The organism is Pseudomonas sp. PB3P13, assembly GCF_054897735.1.
In genome coordinates this window covers 4,782,586-4,804,796 of sequence record NZ_CM142702.1, presented here as the reverse complement: position 1 = coordinate 4,804,796, position 22,211 = coordinate 4,782,586, and the positions used below count along the sequence as shown (strand labels likewise).

Here is a 22,211-nt window from a genome sequence, read left to right as displayed (position 1 = left end):
GTTTACCTGATGCATCGCCCCCTGCCCACGCGTTGGTATTTTTTGGCAGATACGCCGTCAGTTGCGCCGTTCGACGATATAGCGGGCCACATCGCGTAGCGGCTCGGCGGCCGCGTCAAACGGTCGCAATGCATGTAGCGCCTGATCGTGCAGCTCCAGCGCATAGGCCTTGGCGGCGTCGAGGCCAAGCAGGGCGGGGTAGGTCGGCTTGTCCCGCGCGATGTCGGCACCCTGACGCTTGCCCAGGGTTTGGGTATCGCTCTCGACATCAAGAATGTCGTCCTGCACCTGGAACGCCAGGCCGATGGCCAGGGCGTAAGTTTTCAGGGCTTTCAGTCGATCCTTGTCGGCACGGCCACTGGCCAGGGCGCCGAGCTTGACGCTGACTTCGATGAGCGCGCCGGTCTTGTGCCGGTGCATGTATTCGAGGGCTTTCTGATCGAGTTTCAGACCGACCGAACCGAGGTCGATCGCTTGCCCGCCGACCATGCCGGCCGGGCCTGCCGCAAGGGCCAGCGCGCTGACCATTTGCAGGCGGATGTCGGCGTCCGAGGTGGTCAGGCGTGGATCCAGAAGAGCACTGAAGGCCAGGGTTTGCAGGCCATCCCCGGCAAGAATCGCGCAGGCTTCGTCGAATTTCTTGTGCGTGGTCGGCAGGCCGCGACGTAAATCGTCATCGTCCATCGCCGGCAAATCATCGTGCACCAGTGAATAGGCGTGGATCAGCTCGACGGCGCAGGCGGCGCCATTGGCCTGTTCTGCTTGGCCCCCCAGTGCTTCGCAGGCAGCATAAGCCAGCAATGGACGCACACGTTTACCGCCATTCATCACGCTGTAGCGCATCGCTTCATAGAGCCGCGCGAGTTCGGGGCCGGGTGCGGTGAGCAGGCTTTCCAGTGCAGCGTTGACGCGGGCCTGGCTGGTCGCCGAATACGCCTGGATCATTCCGGTTCATCCGCGTCGAAGGGTTCCTCGGCCAGCTCGCCATCGCGCTCGAGCAGCACCTGAACCTTCTGCTCGGCCTGAGCCAGCGCTGCCTGGCAATCGCGGGTCAAGCCAATGCCTTGCTCGAAAGCCGTCAGCGAGTCTTCCAGCGACAGTTCGCCATTCTCCAGACGCTCTACCAGCGTCTGCAGGTCGGCGAGGGATTGTTCGAAATCCAGTGCAGCTTTTTTGCGGGCCATGGCGGCTATTTCCGGTTGTCGTTAAACCGGCGCGACACTAGCAGACATGGGGGTTATGGGCAAATGAGCGGTTTTTTTGCCCCTGCATTTCGGGAGTGAGTGCGACCCTGTGGCGAGGGGGCTCGCCCCCGTTCGGCTGCGAAGCAGTCGTAAATTGAGGTAAACGGCGACGTCCGTTTCGGGGCCGCTGCGCGACCCAACAGGGGCAAGCCCCTCGCCACAGTCGGCAGACAGGCTACCCCTTTCTAATATAATCAGACCTCGAGCGAAAAGTGCTTTACCGATCTAGCGCCTCAGCGTTACTTCAATCCTCAACCGAAGATCGATTTCCGAAAACGGCTTATGCAGGACCGGACAGGCGGCAAACTCTTCCGGCAGGCCGCTGCCGCCGTATCCCGTACTGAATAAAAACGGAATGTTGCGCGCGCGCAGAATCCGGGCTACCGGGAATACGCGCTCTCCAGCCAGATTCACGTCCAGGACCGCCAGGTCTATATCCACCACATCCGCCACTTGCATCGCCTTTGCGAGTTGGGCCACGGAGGCGACTACCGTACATCCCAAGTCCTCGAGCATTTCCTCGATCAACATTGCAATGGCGCCCTCGTCTTCAACCAGGAGCACCCTGATTCCTGTGAAAGAGGTCATGTGTTGTTCTCAACGACCATAAACGAAAAGCGACAGTGAACGCCCTCGCGGGCGAAGTCGAGTTCAAAAGAACCGTCTAAATCACGTTCGATGCAGCGCTTCATCAATCGCGAACCCAATCCCTGGCGCTCTGGAGTGGACACTGAGGGGCCGCGCTGTTCGCGCCACTCCACGGTGAGTAGCGCGCCGCTCGGTTGGGGTTGAACACTCCACCTGACGGAAAGTGTTCCCCTCTGGGTGGACATCGCTCCGTATTTAAGGGCGTTGATTGCCAGCTCATTGAGCGTCATGGTGAGGTTCAGTGCGACGCGGGTGTCAACGTTGATGGCATCACCGGTGATCACGATGCGGCCGGGCTCATGGCCAAATACCGGCATTAACACTTCATGGGCCAGCAGATCCAGCGGAGTAGGGCCCCAGTGCCGCTTCGTCAGCAGGTCGTGGGCACGAGACAATGCGAGCAACCGGGCTTCGAACCGGGTGTAACCATCCTTGGCATCCTGCGCATTGCGCGCTGTCTGGGCCGCCAGGGACTGAACCGTAGCCAGGGTGTTCTTGACTCGATGATTCAGTTCGTCAATCAGGTTTTTTTGTCGGTCTTCTGCCTGCTTTCGCTCGGTGATATCCACCAGCATGTTGATGGCGCCGATCAGGTTTCCATCCGCATCATGCAAAGGGGTCGGATAAGGCTCGAATGGCACGCGAGTGCCGTCCGGACGCTCCGCGATGGCCTCGACGCCCCGGATGGGCCGATTTTCCTTAAGGGCCACGGCCATCGGGCATTGGTCGTGAGGAAGATAAGTGCCATCGGTGTTGAACAATTTCCAGGTGACGCACCACAGGTCGCCCAGTTGCGGCGTTCGCCCCGATAACTCGACCGCCGCACGGTTATAGAATGTGATGCGCCCCTCAGCGTCGGTGGTGTAGGCGGCCGCCGGCAGCGCCTCTAGCAGATTGCGCATGTGTCGCTCGCTTTCGCGCAACCGGTTTTCCATCTCTTGCGTCAGCGTCACGTCCTGGATGACCCGCACACCATAGCGGAACCTGCCATCAGGAGCCCTTACCGACGAGCTATGAACGTCGAGGTAAAGCGGCTGGCCATCGAGTTTCATGGCCCGCTTGCGCAACACATAGTTGTTCAGCTCACCTGCGACCTGCCGCGTGTATAACGCCGCGTCCTGTTCAACACTATCTGGATGGGTATAGTCCAGGAAGGTCATCGTCAGCAGCTGCTCGCGAGACCGACCAAGCATGGTGCAAAGGGCATCGTTCACCCGAAGCAGGCGGCCGTCCTCTCCCGCCTCGGCAATGCCAATGGTCGCCGCCTCGTAGGTGGCCGCAAGCCGGTCATCGCTCTCCTGGCGCTCAGTTTCGGCGTTATGGGCGCGGGTCACGTCAATGGTGAAACAGCGTGTGTTGAAGAATCTACCGTCTTCAAATCGCCCATTAGAGGTAATCGCGACGTGTTTGATGGCGCCATCCTTAGCCCTCAGACGCGCCGGATAACTCGTCAGGCAATCACCGCTACCGAGTTTATTGAGGATGTCGCCGATTACCGGCTGATCCATATGAAATTCGGTGATGTGACGGCCAATGTACTCGTTCGCTGAATAGCCCAGCAGCGACAACTCAGCCTTATTGGCCCGCAGGATAATGCCCTCGCCGCTGACAATATGAAGGCCAACGGCGCTGTTTTCGAAAAAGTCTTCAAGATCGGAGCTTTTGCGTCGCAATTCTTCGGCTATTGCATGGTGCGCCGAGACGTCCTGAAAGCAATTGATCGCGCCCTGGATTTCTCCACGCCGGTCTCTGAGCGTCCGGATATTCATAAGAGCTACGAATCGCGTTCCGTCCGGACGCTCAATCAAGACTTCCTGGTTACGCGCACACTGGCCCGCGTTGAGCGTCGCGGCCATCGGACATTCGTCAACCGCCAATGGCGTGCCGTTTGTCGTATAAAGCCGATACGAGCCGCAAAAGCGGTCCCCATTCGCACCCAGAGCAGGTGTTCTTCCCCACAGAATCACCGCTTCGCTGTTGAACCTGACAAGCCACCCGTCGCGGTCACAAAGGTAAATAGCCCCCGGAATGACATCGAGCGAGTGGGTCCCCATCGCAACCAGACTCTCGTACTCACTGGGTTCGCATGTGTCTCTGGGGAGATGGTCAACATTCAACATACTTCATCCTCAATGCACCGGTGTTGAGACGCGCCTGCTATCGTCGTCTTTGGCTCCCCCCTGAGTGTATGTCCTGAGGCGGCATTCCCTGAGATAAACTTCATTAACACGGGAAGGCTTTTCCTGGGGCGCTAATAAGCACTGGAACGCTATGTGTTCTGCTAGTTCAGTAAAACCTGGCGCCGCGCCGTATTTCGTTTCACCTTCTGGCTTCTTAAAAGGAAGGTGAAATGGATACGGGCGCAAAAGGCAGCAGCGAGATTACACGCTGACTTTTAAATTGTCGGTCGTCGATCAGGTCGAAAAGGCGAGTTGAGATATAAAGAAGCTCAACGGCGTTCCGGGGTTTATTTCGGACAATGAAAAAAGCCGGCTTGTGGGCGGCGTTGTTAGTGCGCTTTGTCTAGGTTTTCTGGATATAAGTGATGCTACTTTTTTTGTCCCCCCATTTATCCCCCCACTGAGGTATCGAGTGAGTTTCACTTCCGATGCTTTTGACGGGTGTGAATGCTCTCACCGCCACTCTAATCTATTAATAGATTACAGCTATAGAAGTGTGCGGTCATAATAGTTTGGGACTATCGCTCCGCCTGTTCGACGTTGTGAAAGCCATGAGCGGCGAAAGGGCGGAGTAAGAAAATACGATGCCCTCTTCAATGTCTGTGTATTTATACAGTACTATCGCTTCCTAAGCAGACTGGTGACTCCATCCAGTCTGGGATAGTATTGGTGCCTATGACGTCTGACGCCTTGGTTAGATTAAATATGAACTGTCGCCGTTAGCGTGATAATGCAAGCTTCTACAATATATAACCCACTTAATTAAAGTGGGTTATTTTTTATGCTTGTGTTTAGGATGACGGCTTGATCAGGGAAGTATTTGTTATTAAGCCCTCAAACGCCATGTCTTTGTGCAACACAGCTGAATGGTTTTCAAGCGCTCCATGATCCCCATTTTCAAAGCCCCGTCCTCGCGGCACCGCCAAAGTGAAAGGAGCAACACCATAACGAAGGTCAGGTGTTGCACTCAGTATTTGCTTCGATCAGTTTATTCTTCTATCCACGGCGCATCGTTGTTTTTTCCACAGGATGACTCCCACTTTTCGATTTGGTCTGCGTCAATCGAACTCTTGCCGCCATTAGCTTTACGGAAGTCATCCTTCAATCTGGTCAGGCAAGTATTGGTAGATACCTGTGCTGGATGAAGCTTGTCCTCGACAATGGCGTTGCGTGCGTACACGTAGTCGGAAATAAGGGAGCCGTCAGGGCTCCAGGTTTTGCTCTCTCCAGTTTTGACGCCATGGTCAAAGGTCGTCAGCCCTATCATTCGACTATTGTTGGCGTCCCATTCATATGCGAGCCCATGGGGAACGCCATCATCGTAAGGGATTTGCTTGGTTATGTTTCCTTGGGCATTGAAGGTTTCAACGTTGCCTACTGTGAGGCCGTCCTTGGATTGCTGTCTGTACACGACATTTCCAGTGGCTTCGTCGTAGTTTTCTTGTTTGCCGTCGGGCTTGCCATTTTTGTAGTTTTTGAGTTGAAGAGGTTGTCCGTTGTTCGGGCTAAAGATGGTGGCTGAACCATCGAGTAAATCATTTTTAAATGACGCTTTTGCGATGGTTTTGCTTCCATCCAAGGCGAAGACCTGCATGTCTCCATCCATTATTCCAGCGTCGTATTGCGCCGTGTATCGAAGAGCTCTCGTGTTTGACTGGTGGCAAGAAACGTCGCCAGAGATATAGCCATCGTCGACTTCCACGTCACAGGAAAGGGTTCTGCCCCAGAACGCATTTTTGTCGGCCTTTGTGATTTTCAGCATTTCGTTCATGTTGCTGATGAACGTGTTGTAACCACTGTTGGGACGGATAAAACTCTCTGGAACGTTGGTCACTCGACCGCTAAATGGTTGGTTGTTTGAGCCAGAATAAATAAGGCCATTGTTTATCTGGGCATTTCGGTAATCGAGCTGGCTGGCCGAGCACCCCGTAACCCAAAGGCTGGCAAATACGCTGACGATGGCGATTTTTTGGGGCGTGATAGCGGCCAGGGCGCTCGTGATCAACGATGGCTTCAATGCTGCTGCTCTCCCGTCGTTGATCATGACCATATGGCTGTCCTGAAAGGGCTTGCGGTGTGACATGGGGTTCTCCAGTGATGATTATTGGTATAACGCCAAGAGCGGCGTTACCAAGCGGCTTGGCAGCTGTTGTTTTTGTCGTTCAGGGCCGGCAACACGTTCTTGAGATTCTGAGTCGTCAACGTGATGACCTTGCCTTGAGCGCTGACCTGTAAACGTTTGGCCTGACGCAGGGCGCTCCAGAACGTATGGGCGAAGATGCTGCTGCAAGCACGGCAGTCGGTGTAGAAGGGATTGCTGAAAGTTCTGCCATCCACGATTAGGTCAAAGCCTTTGCCGTCTTCCGAGCGATAGACCTGACCGTTAACCGTAGTGCTGGCTGAGACATGGCGGCCATTTTCCGCTGGGCAGGCAATCACCAATTCGTTGCCGTTACCGTCATCGACGGCATATTCGTTGGTGCCCATGGCCCAATCAGTGGTCCAAGTATTTGTTCCAGCAGTGGCCGTATTTATCGCGAGGCAGCTCAGAGCGGCTACCAGGAAAGTGTTGGTCTTAATGTGATGTTCCTTATCGGGAGGACTGATGTGGATTTTTGAGGCGTAAAACAACCTTTAGGGTTGATTTTCGACCTCCGATGTTCTTCATGTCAATGAGTTGATGCCCAACCATCCAGGTTGAGACTGGAGGGCGGCATGGCGGAAATTGATCAGAAACTGTTGGCGGTTACGGTTGGGCGCGCCATATCGAAACAGCGAGTGCGCAGTGGGCTGACGCAAGAGGCTGTGGCGGAGCGTTTAGGCATTGGGAATGAAGCTGTTTCCCGCATCGAGCGGGGAATTGTCATGCCGAATATCAGCAGGTTGGTGGAGCTTGCCGAGATCTTCCGCTGTGAAGCGTCTGAATTGCTCAGCGAGGTGAGTCCACTGATCGACGATCAGGCAAGCCGGATCAGCCATCTGTTAGCGCCATTGGATCAGCCGGATCGACAGTTGGTGGTCGAGATGGTGGAGCGTTTAGCGAATCGCCTGAAAAGCTGATCACGGATTGGTGGGGTCAAAGCGGGCACCACAGCGTAAATGGCCGGCAAATCACCGGCCTTGAGCTTGTGCAGTTGCATGCGATCCTTTGGCTCACGCTACCAGTTGCAGGGCAGCTTTCAGGGCTTTTTGTTTGATCACCGCCCCTTGGCCAAACCAGGCGGAATCCATTCGGTACTCCGAGCTGCGGGCACGTCGTTCGTGATCCACGTATTCCGTCACCGCATTCAGCAACCCCCACGCGGTGCCGCGTGCGGATTCCAATTCCGCGCCTCGGCCTTTCCCTTCGTATAGTGTTTGCACCTTCTCCATTGCCCGCATGTTGGGTATAGCTTCAGGAATAGGCGCATGGGCGCTGATGTCGCACAGCACGTTCATGAAAAAGCCGAGAGCTTCTTTGGTTTGCACTTTGCGTTCGGCGAGCGTGCGCATCCGGTACATGAACTCGTCCCATTGCGAGACAGCGGTGCCCAGTTGCTTTTTGACCGTGCGTGGATCAAAGCGGGTGCTGTGTGGAACCTTGATGGCGTTGGTGGCGCCGTTCAGGGAAATGCTCAAGGTGTTGTTGCAGACCACGCGCACGGTGGTGGGGGTCGCCGTGGTCGCCAATGTGCCGTCGCAGGAAGTGGCCAGCAGCAGATAGCCGTTAACCTGATCATTCCCCTTCAGCGCCGTGGCCTGACCGGTTCTGGCGAGGGCCCAGAACTTGCGTCCACCTTTGAGCACGCCAGCGGTTTCGAGCTCGTAACCTGAGAACTCGGTAAGGTCTCGGTAGAACTCCAATACCTCACGCGGCTGCACGATCTGATAGCGATGCGAGACCACTGATAACGGGGCTTTGGTGTCGGAGCGATATAGCACTTTTTGTTCTGGAAACGAGTGAATGCTGCCCAGATGGCCAGAGGCCTCGGCCTTAAAATGCACCGGGCTGTCTTGGATCTGCCAATTCATCCCCGCTTCACGCTGCCATACCTCCAGCGGTTGTTTTTCAGTAAGGCGACTACCCAAACCATGCCATGGGGTAGCGCCAACGTAAGCCATTTGTTCAATGAGATGAGCCATGGGAGAGATTCCTTGGGGCACAGGTCGACATAAGCGCTGCGCAGAACGCAGCACGGACCGGATTAATGTGAGGGAGTTGAAAGCTGCGTCGGTTAAGTGGGCAGGTTGAAGCGATTTCCGCAGACCAAACAGAGATTGTTAGCTAAGACATGGCGATCCAATTTTTCGCCGAGTTGAGCGCCCAGCGCACAGCCACCGACGCCGCCCGCCAGCCCGCCGAGGATGGCGCTGGAGACGGAACCGATGCTGGTACCAGGTGGACGGATAAGGGCGGTGAGATTGGCTCCGGTTTTACTGCTCGCAAGTGCGGAGCTCGCCCCTCGCGCCGCACCGCCTATAGTGCCAACAAGGGCGCCTACCATCATGGCTGTTCTGAGGGAACCGATTTTTCGAGAGTTACAGCAAGGACACTGAAATGACATGGGATTGGATTCCATGGTGGATATTCAGTGTCGTGATATAGGTGCGAAACTCGTTTAAATGGATCAACTGGAAGGCTTGTTCTTTCGGAGGTTAATTCGTCAGTTAGAAAAAGGGCTCGCCCCCTCATTAGCGCCAAAATTGAAAACCAAACACTTCGCACAAAGCCAGTTGCACGCAGGGGGCAGCAGTCCTCGTATGAATTTTTCATATGGAGAACTTTGATGTCCAACAAAATCTGCGCTTGCTGTGGCCTGCCGTTCGAAAAACGTCCCCAAGTACCCAATCAAACCTACTGTTCGCTACCAGCCTGTCAGCGAGCACGACGCCAACGCTGGCAACGCGACAAGATGCAGTCCGATCCTGATTATCGGGATAACCAAAGCCGTAATCAGCGTGCGTGGCTAGATCGCCATCCAGAATATTGGCGCAATTATCGGGAAGCCAATCCCGAGTACGTCGACCGAAACAGATCCCATCAGCGATCCAAACACGATCAGCAGCAGAAAGTCGATCTTGCAAAGATGGACGTGTCACAGGGCATGGCGCTGCGCCCCGGCTTCTACAGAATTGAGCAAATTTCCAGCGGTGACGCAGCCAGTAGTGAGGCATGGATCGTCGAGATCACTCCATTGAACATCGATTGCCCGTGCAAAAAGGACGTGTGCAAAGATAGGACCTGATAGCCATTTTACGGGTCAGGCGCTAATTACGAATTCAAATGAGTTCTCGATCATCCTGCGTGGCAGATATCTCAACGACGTGCGCTTTGGCCTGTTTTGTTCTGTCCGAAGCCCACGCGAAGATGTGAAAGGCAGACCCGAGAGCAAGCAGGCCAATAACGGCGAGCGGTCGGGTCCTATGCAATCAGATGATTCTTCACTAGCGTTGGCGGATCGGCCGGTGGCATTACGTGCCGCCGAATACGTCAGAATGTCGACTGAGCACCAGCAGTACTCGACCGAAAACCAGTCTGACAAGATTCGCGAGTACGCCGAGCGTCGCGGCATGCAGATCGTCCGTACCTATGCCGACCAAGGCAAAAGCGGGCTGCGCATCGATGGTCGACAGGCCTTGCAGCAACTGATCAAAGACGTCGAGTCTGGAGCGGCAGACTTCCAGATCATTCTGGTCTATGACGTCAGTCGCTGGGGGCGATTCCAGGATGCTGATGAAAGCGCCTATTACGAGTACATCTGCCGCCGGGCGGGCATTCAGTTTGCCTATTGTGCAGAGCAGTTCGAAAACGACGGCTCTCCAGTTTCGACTATCGTCAAAGGCGTCAAGCGCGCGATGGCAGGCGAGTACAGCCGGGAACTGTCGGCCAAAGTATTCGCGGGCCAATGCCGGCTTATCGAGTTGGGCTATCGGCAAGGAGGGCCTGCGGGTTATGGCCTGCGGCGAGTCCTGATCGATCAGGCTGGCTCAATAAAAAGTGAACTGGCGCGGGGCGAGCACAAGAGCCTGCAAACCGACCGTGTGATCTTGATGCCGGGGCCTCACGTTGAAGTGCAGACGGTGAACCAGATCTATCGCTGGTTCATCGATGAAGGTTTGCCAGAATCTGAAATTGCCTGCCGCCTTAACAACCGTGGTATTCACACCGATCTGGATCGAGACTGGACACGAGCGACTGTGCGGGAAGTGCTGAGCAACGAAAAATATATCGGTAACAATGTCTACAACAGGATTTCCTTCAAGCTCAAAAAACACCGGGTCACCAACCAGCCTGATATGTGGATCAAAAAGGAAGGTGCTTTCGAGGCCATCGTGTCACCGGAGGCGTTCTATACCGCACAAGGTATCCTCCGCGCCCGAGCGCATCGGTTCAGCAATCAAGAACTGATCGAGAAACTGCGCAATCTGTACCAGCATCGCGGCTTCCTTTCGGGGCTCATCATCGACGAGACGGAGGGGATGCCGTCGGCCTCCGCCTATATCCACCGCTTCGGTAGTTTGATCAGTGCGTACCAGGTCGTAGGATTCACGCCGGATCGAGACTATCGTTTCCTTGAGGTCAATCAATTTTTGCGAAAGCTACATCCGGAAATCGTCAGTCAGACCGAACATGTGATTGCCGATATCGGTGGATCGATCGAGCGCGATCCCGCCACCGACCTATTGACGGTTAATCATGAATTCAGCATCTCGCTTGTCCTGTCACGTTGCCAGTCGCTGGACAGCGGACGCAGGCGCTGGAAGGTTCGCTTCGATACCAGTCTGGCCCCCGACATAACGGTCGCCGTACGACTGGACGAAACCAATCAGGCGCCGCTCGACTATTACCTACTGCCACGGTTGGATTTCGGCCAGAAGGGTTTCAATCTTGCCGATCACAACGGCATTGAATTCGAGAGTTATCGCTTTGACAGTCTGGATTATCTCTACGGCATGGCCGCACGCGCACGTATCAGGAGGGCGGTATGAGCAAGGAGCATCTGTCCAGCGAGCTGAAAATGATCCCGCTCGAATTCATTGAGGTACTGAATACGCGAGAGCGAAACGGACGGGTGTTCGAAGAGATCGTTGGCAACATCAAAAACATCGGGCTCAAGAAGCCGATCACTGTGACTCCTCGACCCGACGCAGACGGATCAGAGCGTTACCTACTGATTTGCGGTGAAGGACGACTCAAAGCCTACAAAACGTTGGGCGAAAGCAGTATCCCCGCAATGGTCGTAAGTGTTAGCGACGAGGACGCGTTTCTTATGAGTCTGGCGGAGAATATTGCACGCCGCCAATGCCGACCTCTGGAATTGCTAGCGGGTATCGAACGATTACGTGACCAAGGCTATGACAAAAAAACCATTGCCCAGAAAACTGGCCTTAGCGCCGACTATGTCTATGGCATTCTTCAGTTGCTCAAAAGTGGTGAAGAGCGCCTGTTGGTGGCGGTCGAACGGGGGCGTATTCCGCTGAATGCCGCTCTTGCTATCGCGGGGGCAGGCAGTGATACGGAGGTACAGGCCGCCCTGCAAGATGCTTACGAATCAGGGAAGTTGCGTGGCAAACAACTGATCCAGGCTCGTCGGGTTATTGAGCGCCGCCGGTCACTGGGGCGATCCATTGCGCGAGGTACACCGCGTAAGGCGGGTGAGGTCACCTCATCCAGCCTTATCCGGAGCTACCAGAAAGAGGTCGAGCGGCAAAAACTCATGGTCAAAAAGGCGGGGTTCGCCCAGCACCGGCTGCTCTTTGTGATCGAGGCCCTGCGCCAGTTGCTGTCCGATGACAACTTCACCAACCTGCTGCGTGCTGAAGGATTGGATACGCTACCGAAATACCTCGCCGAGCGAGTTTGGGTAGGAGCCCATACGACATGAGCCAATTGCCCCTTGGTTTTGTTCCGCAGCCACTATCAGTTTCGTTGGATCTGATCCTGCCCTCGCGCAAGGTTCCTGAAGGGCTGATCGGCTCTAAAAAATTTAAGCAGATTCAGTCGTCGATTGATGCCGTCGGATTAATCGAGCCGCTGACGGTCAGCAAGGCCGACAATCAATCTCGTCAGCATACGTTGCTGGATGGGCACATTCGTTTGTTAGTGCTCAAGCAATTGGGCTTTATCGATGCGCCGTGCTTGGTCGCCATAGACGATGAGACCTACACCTATAACAACCGGATCAATCGCCTTTCCACCATTCAAGAGCACTTCATGATCCGGCGTGCGGTTGAGCGCGGCGTGACACCGGCCAGGCTAGCCAGGGCTTTGAACGTCGACATCAGTCACATCATCAAGAAAATGAATCTGCTGGATGGCGTATGCGTTGAAGCGGCCGAGATGCTTAAGGATCAGCACTTCTCCGCCGAAATCGGAGCGGTGTTGCGCAAACTCAAACCGACCAGGCAGGTAGAGTGCGTGGAACTGATGGTTGCCATTAACAATATCACTGTGCCCTACGCACAGGCCCTCATGGCCGCCACGCCAAGTAACCTGCTAGTAGGCGATGCCAAGCCCCGCAAGCTCGGTGGTGCCACGCCAGAGCAGATGGCCAAAATGGAGCGTGAAATGGGAAACCTACAAGGACAGTTCAAGCTGGTCGAGCAATCCTACGGTCAAGACGTGCTCAATCTTGTTCTAGCCCAGGGCTACCTAGTGAAGCTACTGGATAATGAGGCGGTGATCCGTTTCCTTACCCAAAATCAACCCGACGTGCTAATTGAGTTCGAAAGGATTGTGCAAACAGTGTCGCTGGAGAAGTGAATGAACAGCGATGGAAAAAACGCCGCTTCGTTGCTGACAATGGTGAATCGGATCGTGACACCCAGATGATTTGAAAGCTAACTGGGAAATTTTTCAGTTAAGGGTCATACGGAGTTAGTTCTTGGCCTACAGAGTTAGTTCCTCCGGGCCCGAAAAGCTCTTTTTTTGGCGGATTTCAGGTGTTTGTAGAGGGATTCTGCTTGATCGGCTCTCGAGTGGAAAATTACTCCAAATAGCTAATGATATGTTTTATCTCCGTGATCAACTTGCCCCTACTATCGGATCTGGTCAATTGCATTGACTTGACCATGACCGGCAGAGAACGGCAAAAAAGGCATCATGCGTCTAGCAGATGAGGCGCAATTCGGCTAATCCAATCTATGAAAACTTCAGACAATTCCTACAGATCCCGCATCGACGTTTGGGGTAAGCTCATTTCGCCTATAAACGCTTTTAGCCTCCCCACAGGGCTTTTTTATTACTCTTCAAGGATGATGAATGACTCCCTCCGCTCGCTTGGATGACAAGCATGTTTGCCCGATGCCCGGTCATGGCACTACTCCAATCGCTTCCGCCAGTGGCGACGTAAATATCAACTTCATGGGATCTGCTCGCGTGGGAGACACCTGTGGCTGTGGGGCCGTAATCACAACAGGTTTCCCATCGATTCAAGTGAACGGGCGTCCTATGGCCCACTTGGGAAGTCCTACGAGTCATGGCGGAACCATTATTACCGGGTCAGGTGATGTTGGTGGCGGCTTTGTCATGGGGGACGCTGGTGGTGCAACCATCGTCAACTTCATGGCGCTCGGAGCCTTCCGGCCAGATGGCACTGTGGACGATGAGAAGATGGCGACCTTATTGGCTGACCCTAAGCTCAAAGAGAAAGCCTTAGCGGCGAACGCCTTAGTAGACCCTAAAGCAGTCTCAGCGAAACCGGAGGAGAAGGCAGAGCCAGAGGCACAGTCCGCCGTTTGTAATGATCCAGATATGATGGAAGAACCGGCGAGCTACATTGCTGACGAGATGAATCGTAATATTCACGATCCGGCTGTTATCAAAATGAAAGAGCTGCTGAGCTACGACGTTACAGCAGAGACTCGCAAGCAAATGGATTTGCCTTGGTATGCGCAGATTGGAACGACAAGTCCTCAAGCGATAGGAGCGGCAAATGGTGCGGCTGCTATGGCCATATGGACAGAGCGGGTTGGACAGAATCGCCCTTGGGATCACAAACCTATCCTGCTTAAACTTTTTGGTGGTGTTTGGTACAAACAAGGAGTCCACGACTACTTTTACGACATCTGGTCGAACGTCCATTACGGGTATGTAGGCATGGCTGGTGGTCTGTCTGAGAGCGCTCTTTCAGACGGTGCGGGCCTTGAGCAAATTGCTTCAGATTCCTTGCGGAAGGCGAACGAGAAATTTGTAGAAGTACTGACGCAACAGACACCTGAAAAACCACTTCCCGGCCCACACCGGTCAGGGAATGTTGAAGGGCTTCGCGCCTTTGATGATGCTCCCGACCGAATATCGATTCAGATAGGTGTGCAGCTCTACAAGGAGCACCCGAATGGAGGCATCACAGCCAAAATGGTGATGGAAAAAGTTTTGGCAGTGGCACCAACGGAATGGGGAGACGGCATACGTGAGCATAAATGTGAAACCAATTAGATACCGTCGAATCTTTGCTGTCCTCTTCCTGATGCTTTCACCGTTTGCATTTTGGTATCTCGCAACGCCCACTGTAACAGTTCACTATTCAAAGGAAGCCACAGAGAATCTTGGAGTCGTTTGGAACACAGAGAACAGGATCTACAGAAGTGGTCGTGGAGGTCTATACCCCGGCGAAACTTCAATGGACTTCGGCCACATATTTCCAGACGAAGGCTTTTTTATGGAGTTCTACTGGTGGGGAAAAAAGACTCGTAACCACTGTGTCAATATCACCCCAAAATGGCCGTCGACGCATATCTACTTAGACGCGAACGGCGACATCGATAGCAGCGAAGATAGTGGCACAGATACTGATCGCCTGAAGCAGTGCATCACGGACAAGGCGAAGCCCTAAGTTTATATTTTCAGAACCTGGCCCCGGCCTTTTTTGGAATGTTGCACAGGGTGGGGTCAGTTTTTTCTGATCTGAAAAAATCAGCTGGTGGCCCGCCCGCAGCTCTGGACTGTCCCCAGAATTCCGGTCCAGGTGAACACAGCGAGGCATGGTATCCATGGCGGCCTTTCCGGCGAAGTGGTGATGGTGCTTAGCGGGGTTCAACTGGTGCCATGATTTCCAGAAATAAACCTGACGCCCTATAGCACCCCAGACGGTGTTGAATCACCCTTTCTTGCTCGGTCAAACTAACGGTGCTTTGTGAAGCTGAATCGAAGACAAATGATGCAATCACTTTGAAGCGCTATGTCTTTTAGCAAGACAAGATTCGAGATCTCTTGAGAAATATGAGAACGGGCGACCCCTGTTGTTTCAGCATCAAGAAAGAAACTAAACACACCCAACTCTCCGCGAGCCCCGTGCGTCGGCAAAGAAACGCCATGAATAAGCCCATGTGAATGAGCCTCTTCTCTTAGGGGTGCCTAGAGAATTCGAAAAAAAATCGTACACTAAGGCTTTCCGAGCTGTCGTAACGGCCTGAATTTACCGTCTTCCAGCTTGCGGCTCTGCCGCCAGACGTAATGGCCGATCAGGTTGATGTGCTCCCAGCCCAACGGCGACACGGCGCATGTCCAGTTTAGTTTGTTCCCGATGCGTTGGAAAAAACGTTGTATGCCCGCCGACCGTCGCCCAGGATAGTCTGACCCATCACCGCGACCGTGGCGTGCTATATGTATCGATCCGCTACGTCTTCACCCCGCCCACAGTGGGCTTTGGGCGACAACCGCTACAACCATGTTGGCAACGTCTGCAAGTCCCGAAGGTGGGGAATTACTCTGTGGTAGTACGCCCACCTGAGTAGTCGGAGACCAATAGCCTTGGGAGTAAAGAACATCACCAGTGGTCTGTGTCCCACCACTACCAGGGTTGGTTGTCGACACGCAGTAGAGATAGCCATTGTTGTAGATGCCGGAGCCGAATTCGGAGTTGTCAGCGACTCCCTGAAAGTAAACGCTAAGCTGGCCATTGGTCTCTTCAATAACTGTGAAGAACTGACATGTCTGTCCATTGACGTCACGGCAATTGACCATCGTGTTAGGAATGCACATCGGCTCGCTCCAACTGGTCGAGTCAGGGTATTCGCTCGTGCTCTTGATGTAGTAAATCTGATAATGTTGCCCGACGTAGAAGACGTATAACGAGCCGTCGTAAGCCACAGCGACCGGCGGGCTGGGCGCGCTGTAAAATCCGAGTCCGGCGGTGATTTGAGTATCCCCGGACCACGAGCCGTTGCTACCCATTGTGTTGAACCAGATTTCGCCCGCATTGCCATGTCCGGTATGGAAGACGTAGAGGCTTTCCTTGTATACGACGGGCGAAGGGGTGAACGACATGCCGGTATTCGGCACCAACGTCAGAGACGACCAATCATTGCCATCGCTCGTTCGCATGTATTGCATCCCGCCCACGTTGCTGCCTGATCCTTGGAAGAATACGTACAGGTTACCACCGAATTCTACGGGCGCCGGGGAGCAGGTCATGATGTTGCCCGTGGATTCTCCCGCCAGCAGCTGGGCTCCTGAATTCCACGTGTTCGCTTGAGTGTAGATAGTGTAGTAAAGGGTGCCGTTTGCTTTGTAGTTATTATCTACGCCCTGATAGAAGCAGTAGATTTGATCGTTGAATTGCGCAATGCCGGGTGAAGTATTCTGTGCAAGTAATATGCCTTGATAGTTCCAGTACATTGTGCCCCACTCGCCGTCTGATCCAGTGCTTGAGCACCATAGCCTCTGATCCTGCCCAGGTCCCATCATCACGCAAAAGAGTTGATCATCCAGGAGCGCAAGCGCTGGCGTGTTGGACAACGAAATGGGGCTGATCTGAATTGGCTCGTACCAGCCGACACCGTCGACCGAACTCGTGTACATCAGTGCGCCGCCTTTTCCTCCCAGGTCATAGGCCACGAAAAGTTCATTGTTGTACACGTACGGAGTGGGCTGTCCTTGCATGGACACACCGGAAATCTGCGTGTCGCCTTGCCAAGTTCCGGTAGAATCCATGACGTTATATCGAATTTGGCCGTTAGCATTTGCCCCCTGGTGAAATACGTAGAGATTCCCATCGGCCGATGGAGATGACAGGTTGGGAGATAGCGACCAGGTGCTTCCGTCGTTAGTCTGCCACACTCCGAATGAAGGAAGCGTCGAGGACGGAGTGAAGGCGGCAGCACCTGGAGACGTCGACATGGCGACACAATTCGAGGACGAGCTGGTAGTACCGGTATTAGGCACTCGCACTGTGGTGCTCCAAGTGCTTCCATCCTCGGTAGAGGTGTAGCAGAGATATCCGCTGTCAGCACCATCGCCTTGATAGAAGACATACAAGACGCCGTTGAAAGTCGCTGCCCATGGATTGTTCTGAATGACGTCTGTGACCGTTCCGAACAGGTTCTGTGGAGCGCTCCAGTTTGATCCGTCAACGGTTGTGATCGAACATAGTGCGTTGGTGTCGTCTCGATAGAACACCCAGAGACAATTACCAAACACCGCCGCGCCTGCGGCGCTAGGACACGAAGCAAGGGCATCCTGGTTCGATGTCCACGCGGTGCCGTTGTACGTCTGATAGTAGATACTTCCAGAGGAAGCGATAAAGCTATAGATACAAGCCTCAGGTGATGAGTTGGCTTCGCTGGCAGCCGGTGTAAAGATGACAGCGGCGGGAGGATAATTCGCCGCGTTGTTCTCATTAGCGAGCTGTATTGCATTCCAAGTTCTTTGCCATACGGGCAAATTCTCGACCACTTCTTCGACAACCCAGATTGCAAGGTCCTTGCCGGTCATGGGAGGGCCAAACAGCAACAGGTTCACGGGGGCGACCATGGTCAATCTCCTCTTTGGCGCTGTAGGAAGAATCAATGTGACATCTAGGTTGGATTTACACGTAGATCAACGCGGAGGTAAAGAGTGCACCGTCACAACCACCTGCGCGGCAACGTGACGAAAAGCGTCTCGTCGCGGATCAATGCAACCGGCCAGCCCCACGTGGGAATTCGCGCCGGAACGACTTGTGTGTCTTTGCTATAGGTAATTTGGCTGGATACCCAGGAGTTACCGTCCGCTGTCACGCTGTACAGGATGTCGCCAGTACCTCCTGCGGCTTGGTAGAACACATAGAGTTGCGACGGATTGGCCGCCGTGGCCGACGCGGGAGGTGGAAATACAATCGCAGCCGGCGCGTTGGTCATGTAGGCGGTGTCAGCCGCCACACCCGAAGGGGAGGGGATCGTAGTGCTGCTTCCGAAGCTGATCTGCCCGGCGGCGTTCAGGCTGTCGACGGGGCCTGATAAGCAGCACAACTGTCCTGCGGTCGTACCTGAGCCTTCGTAGAACACCCATACTGCATTGTTGAAAACGACGGCGGAAGGGAATGTCTGGATATTAGCCGCGCCGGTGTCGCCTATCGGCACTGTCGATTGGGTGGAGTATGTAAGCTGGCAGTACGTGATGATGCCGCTCAGGGCACCGCTGTTGTTATGCAGCAAGCAATAGGACGGGAAAGCCGTCTGCGGCAGATGGCACGCCAAGCAAGTGGCCGAACCGGCCATAGTGGAGGTTGTTCCCAACTTGGACGGCGCCGTCCAAATTTGCGACTGGTCATCGAACCTTGCAGAGAACAGCTGCCCGGTATCGTCACCCGCTGCGGCAAAAAGCAGCAAGAGGACGCCGTCGACAATCGCAACCGTTGGAGGCGCCGCTGCCATCATTCCTGACAATGTCGTCTGGGTCCATTCGTCGTCGGTGAGCGTGCAGCATGCCAGAGGCCAACTGTTGGCCTCGCCTGGTGCGGTGTAGAACACCATCAATTGCTCGGCATTGACCGATGCGCTGAATACGGGGATTGAGAATGGCGCCCCGATGATGAGTGCGCTCGAAGCGCTTTGCCCGGTCGGAATCACTTGTTTCTGCTCCTGCCAGGTGGACCCGGACAGTGTGCTGTACCACAGCTGCCCGTCGCTGTTCTGGTCTTGATAGAAGACATAGAGCATCCCGTCGAAGACCGTGGCGCTCGGGGATTCTGAGAGAGTCGCACCTGGTACCTGCAGGGAATCGGACCATGTCTCGCCATCGTACGAGGTCACGTACGAAAGTTGGTTGGCATTGACGCCCGCTCCTTGATAAAAGACGTAGAGCATATCCTCGAACACTACTGTCGACGGCGAATCCGTAGCGACGGCATTGCCGATCATGGTCATGGGGTGCGTGGTCCTGCCGTCGTACTCTGTGTAACATAGTTGGCAGGCATTAGTATTGCTGAATACAAAGGCGCGTTGCTGGAATCGCACGGCGGAGGGAGAGCAGGTCGGCTCCGCTGGTGACAGCAGCTTGCGTGACCAGCCATTGGGTCCGTAGACGCGATAGTAGAGTTCGGACAGCACTTGCCCCGACGGCAGCTCTACTGATCCAACTTCGAAAAACCATGCTTGCGGCACGGTTGTCCCCGGGAATTGGACGGGCAATAGTGTTCCGTTGCCTTGGATCGTGGTTAGAGGCAGATCATAAGTAATGTTCCCTCCAGTCACGGCAGTGTTATCGGCGAACTGGGTCAGCGAGTTCACGAGCAATACCGTGGAGTTGCAGACGTCCGGGTTTGGAATGTTAGGGCTGGTCGGGTACCCGAGATAGATGTCCTGGGAGGTCGACATCGTCTCCAGAAAACTTTCTGGTGGGAACAACCCTGCTGATACACCCATGCCCTCGGTGTATAAACCCTGCACTTGCACGCCGGTAGTCCAGATCGATCCGTCGAATGTCCCGTAGAAGATCATTGGTCCGGTGACATCTTCGTAGCCTCCGACAGAGGTCGAACCATAATCGGTGTAAAATAAATAGATCAGCGCATCGCCTTGGGGCGATGGCGCTACGACAGCGGTAGTTGATGTAGAGTAGTTAGCACTCTGTTCGGGTACGGCAATTTGCGTAGAACCGAAGCTGCTCGATGAACCGTCGTACGTGCTATAGCAGGTGAAAAGCGTCGGATCTCCGGACGAATCGGTCGTTTGTACAGAATAGAATATGTACAGTTGAGGTGTAGAGCTGGATGGATCATAGACGACGACGGAAGGCATGCCGATATTCGTGATCGTCCCGTTGATAGTTTGACTAATGGTGGCAAAAGTAATTTCGTCTGTGACGGACGTCCAAGAGCCTCCGTCCGAAGTCGTTAGGCATCCGATGGAATACAGCTCAGTTTCGCTACTCTCTTGCCATGTGCTATTGAAGTAGAACAGGTATATCAGTTGCATGCCTGAATCAGCTGGCGTGAATACCACGGGTGCAACGCTGTCTGTTCCGTAGGGAGTTGGAATTGCTCCGCCTATGGACCAGCCGTTTGCGGGGTCGTATACGGAGTACTGACATTGACCGCTTACAAAATAGAATGCATAAACTTGCTCGCCCAGCATGACGGCTGCCGGAGCGTTGTTGTCCAGCTGTCCGGCCATTGCAGACAAGCGCTCCTCGGAAGTAACCACTAGATTGGCGCTCCGGCATAGCAACTGTTGAGAAGACCCCAAGCTGAAAGTGAGTGCTGTGGCCCTCTCATCAAGCAGGACTGAATTCGATGAATAATTGAGAGTATTCCCAGCGACGGTAGTCAGTTCCATGATTATCTCCTCTTGAACTGCTGAAGTTTGGTGGTGAGCTATCCGAAGATTCCTATCCTCTGGCAATGACGGTTAGTGCCGTTTTCTACCGCTGTTTCGGAGGGCAACCTGCCCATTGAGGCGATGATGAGCGCCGCTCCAGGAGTAGGGGTGGGGAGTGATAGAACAGAAAGTGTATTTAAGCCCAGTGCTTACCGTAAACCCTTGCAGCGTCTGGTTATTTCCGCGTTTTTTACAAAAAAAATCAGCACCCGAAAATAGTGCCATAAACCCTTTTTACGAATTAAAGTTTGTTACTCAATGGTCGCTGATGAGTAAGGCGAACTCTAATTCTGGCGTACATTGGTTTTTCGGTCCATTGCTCCCCAAGCTCCATAACATCTGATTTCCACCAAATAACTCGGTAACTGAAAGCAACTAAACACTCAGGACATCTTCAACCATAGAACCTGCCCGCCTTGCTCATCATATTGTGTAATGTCTTCGTCAATACCAATACCGTTCACAGGATCAGGAACAAAGGATTGCACCATCTGATATCCACGCACGACCACTTCAGGTACCTCGCTGCAGGATTGCCAGTAGTGCTGGAAGGGCAGGTCATAGAGTTGCTGACCACTCAGCATTGCATTAGCTCCGACATATAATCCGGGTACATATCCAGCCGCTGAGACCGCAGAGTACCACGCTGCACAATAATCAATAACATCCTGTGAGTTAGTATTTTCCGCAATCCCCTCAAGATCACACCAGACATTAATACCCAAGGGCAGACCAATGGATATTGCATTTTCCACTGCGTTCACCCCGTTTGCTTGTCCTGAACCTTGTGAGGGAGACCAGCCGGGATCCTCGACGTGTTGCACAACCATCAAAGCCAAGCCCGCCTGCAGGATGTCATTGGCCTCGTCTTGAGTCAGATCCCCTTCATCTTGCCCCACGCCAAGAGACAAATAGCGAACGCAGAATGTGTAGCCTTGGGAAGCAAATTGCTCCGCGACCGTTAGTGAAATCACTGTATCGGCATCAAAACCGCGGCAACCGGACGGTGCCGCTTGAATGAATCCAGAAAGTGGCATTGTAAACTCCCTTTACTCTAAGTTGATCAACCTACATCTTAAATTGCACAACTCCTAAAAACGTACAAGCCACACACCAAAACTTTGAGATAAAATCGTTAAGCCTATGTCCCAACGTATTTCAAAAAGTGATCAAATATCCGGCCCCACTTAATGCTAGCTCAAGGTGCCCGCGATCAATTATGAAATTTCACGATAAAAAATTTTTTCACTATTCCGAATGAGTCCGCAGTATTGGCGCGGAGCCAGTTGGCGTCGGCAGTCAGTTGTGCATCCGGATTTGATATAAGGATCGCGAGCACCTTTTCTGCTAGGTCAACGGTGAGCACGACCCGGCCCAAGATGTGGAAGTCACCATGCCTGATCGTAGCGGCGTCGTTCGCTGTCATTGCTGCAAGGTTAGAAGGCACCCCGGCGCACACCTTGCGGGTGCCAAAGAGCTTAAACGCCTCCTCAAGAAGTTGATAGATTCCCGGATTGCGCAGTCTGATTAATGAGCCGTAGCTCCGCATCTAGATGCTTTTACGGCTCGCTCCTGGTCGAAC

General features: G+C 53.9%; 17 protein-coding genes and 1 pseudogene. 6 read left to right on the top strand and 12 right to left on the bottom strand.

What is annotated here, in order from left to right:
• Positions 1-57: 57 nt before the first annotated feature.
• The 6 genes from ACYZT1_RS22150 to ACYZT1_RS22125 form a co-directional block, all read right to left on the bottom strand.
• Complete coding sequence (locus ACYZT1_RS22150; RefSeq protein ID WP_462016721.1) at positions 58-945, bottom strand: polyprenyl synthetase family protein; 888 nt, start codon at positions 943-945, stop codon at positions 58-60.
• Positions 942-1,184 carry an exodeoxyribonuclease VII small subunit gene (locus ACYZT1_RS22145; protein WP_016772991.1) on the bottom strand — a complete coding sequence of 81 codons (243 nt, stop codon included), beginning with the start codon at positions 1,182-1,184 and terminating at the stop codon, positions 942-944. The genes ACYZT1_RS22150 and ACYZT1_RS22145 overlap by 4 nt, the downstream gene beginning before the upstream one ends.
• Positions 1,185-1,469: 285 nt before the next feature.
• Positions 1,470-1,832, bottom strand: a complete 363-nt coding sequence (locus ACYZT1_RS22140) for a response regulator (protein ID WP_462016720.1) — start codon at positions 1,830-1,832, stop codon at positions 1,470-1,472.
• Positions 1,829-4,012 carry a PAS domain-containing sensor histidine kinase gene (locus ACYZT1_RS22135; protein ID WP_462016719.1) on the bottom strand — a complete coding sequence of 728 codons (2,184 nt, stop codon included), beginning with the start codon at positions 4,010-4,012 and terminating at the stop codon, positions 1,829-1,831. The genes ACYZT1_RS22140 and ACYZT1_RS22135 overlap by 4 nt, the downstream gene beginning before the upstream one ends.
• A gap of 1,048 nt (positions 4,013-5,060) precedes the next feature.
• The gene (locus ACYZT1_RS22130; protein ID WP_462016718.1) at positions 5,061-6,155 is read right to left on the bottom strand and encodes a toxin-antitoxin system YwqK family antitoxin; all 1,095 of its coding nucleotides are present in this window, start codon (positions 6,153-6,155) and stop codon (positions 5,061-5,063) included.
• Positions 6,156-6,199: 44 nt separating this feature from the next.
• The gene (locus ACYZT1_RS22125) at positions 6,200-6,559 is read right to left on the bottom strand and encodes a hypothetical protein (protein WP_462016717.1); all 360 of its coding nucleotides are present in this window, start codon (positions 6,557-6,559) and stop codon (positions 6,200-6,202) included.
• A gap of 228 nt (positions 6,560-6,787) precedes the next feature.
• On the opposite strand from ACYZT1_RS22125, the gene ACYZT1_RS22120 reads away from it, so the two are divergent.
• Positions 6,788-7,132 carry a helix-turn-helix domain-containing protein gene (locus ACYZT1_RS22120; protein ID WP_462016716.1) on the top strand — a complete coding sequence of 115 codons (345 nt, stop codon included), beginning with the start codon at positions 6,788-6,790 and terminating at the stop codon, positions 7,130-7,132.
• Positions 7,133-7,225: 93 nt separating this feature from the next.
• Here the strand turns inward: ACYZT1_RS22120 and ACYZT1_RS22115 are convergent, their stop codons facing one another.
• Entirely contained in the window at positions 7,226-8,194 is a 969-nt protein-coding gene (locus tag ACYZT1_RS22115; protein ID WP_462016715.1) for a DUF932 domain-containing protein, read from the bottom strand.
• A gap of 644 nt (positions 8,195-8,838) precedes the next feature.
• Here ACYZT1_RS22115 and ACYZT1_RS22110 point away from each other — a divergent pair.
• The 5 genes from ACYZT1_RS22110 (at position 8,839) to ACYZT1_RS22090 (ending at position 14,489) form a co-directional block, all read left to right on the top strand.
• Positions 8,839-9,297 carry a hypothetical protein gene (locus tag ACYZT1_RS22110; RefSeq protein ID WP_462016714.1) on the top strand — a complete coding sequence of 153 codons (459 nt, stop codon included), beginning with the start codon at positions 8,839-8,841 and terminating at the stop codon, positions 9,295-9,297.
• Positions 9,298-9,475: 178 nt separating this feature from the next.
• Positions 9,476-11,041, top strand: a complete 1,566-nt coding sequence (locus tag ACYZT1_RS22105; protein ID WP_462019305.1) for a recombinase family protein — start codon at positions 9,476-9,478, stop codon at positions 11,039-11,041.
• Positions 11,038-11,937 carry a plasmid partitioning protein RepB C-terminal domain-containing protein gene (locus ACYZT1_RS22100; RefSeq protein ID WP_462016713.1) on the top strand — a complete coding sequence of 300 codons (900 nt, stop codon included), beginning with the start codon at positions 11,038-11,040 and terminating at the stop codon, positions 11,935-11,937. Before ACYZT1_RS22105 ends, ACYZT1_RS22100 begins: the two co-directional genes overlap by 4 nt.
• On the top strand, positions 11,934-12,815 hold the full coding sequence (locus ACYZT1_RS22095; protein WP_462016712.1) for a plasmid partitioning protein RepB C-terminal domain-containing protein: 882 nt from the start codon (positions 11,934-11,936) through the stop codon (positions 12,813-12,815). Before ACYZT1_RS22100 ends, ACYZT1_RS22095 begins: the two co-directional genes overlap by 4 nt.
• A gap of 498 nt (positions 12,816-13,313) precedes the next feature.
• Positions 13,314-14,489 (top strand): polymorphic toxin type 44 domain-containing protein, encoded by a 1,176-nt coding sequence (locus ACYZT1_RS22090; protein WP_462016711.1) that lies wholly within the window; start codon positions 13,314-13,316, stop codon positions 14,487-14,489.
• Between the two features lie 684 nt (positions 14,490-15,173).
• Here the strand turns inward: ACYZT1_RS22090 and ACYZT1_RS22085 are convergent.
• From ACYZT1_RS22085 to ACYZT1_RS22065, 5 genes and pseudogenes are all read right to left on the bottom strand, one after another.
• Positions 15,174-15,389, bottom strand: a pseudogene (locus tag ACYZT1_RS22085) (autoinducer binding domain-containing protein); the annotation flags it as partial.
• 288 nt (positions 15,390-15,677) lie between these two features.
• Positions 15,678-17,792, bottom strand: a complete 2,115-nt coding sequence (locus tag ACYZT1_RS22080) for a PLL family lectin (protein WP_462016710.1) — start codon at positions 17,790-17,792, stop codon at positions 15,678-15,680.
• A 104-nt stretch (positions 17,793-17,896) separates the two neighbouring features.
• On the bottom strand, positions 17,897-20,587 hold the full coding sequence (locus ACYZT1_RS22075; protein ID WP_462016709.1) for a hypothetical protein: 2,691 nt from the start codon (positions 20,585-20,587) through the stop codon (positions 17,897-17,899).
• Positions 20,588-21,012: 425 nt separating this feature from the next.
• Positions 21,013-21,666: a DUF1906 domain-containing protein gene (locus ACYZT1_RS22070; RefSeq protein WP_462016708.1), complete on the bottom strand. Its 654-nt coding sequence runs from the start codon at positions 21,664-21,666 to the stop codon at positions 21,013-21,015.
• Between the two features lie 176 nt (positions 21,667-21,842).
• Positions 21,843-22,178, bottom strand: a complete 336-nt coding sequence (locus ACYZT1_RS22065) for a hypothetical protein (protein ID WP_462016707.1) — start codon at positions 22,176-22,178, stop codon at positions 21,843-21,845.
• Positions 22,179-22,211: the final 33 nt, after the last annotated feature.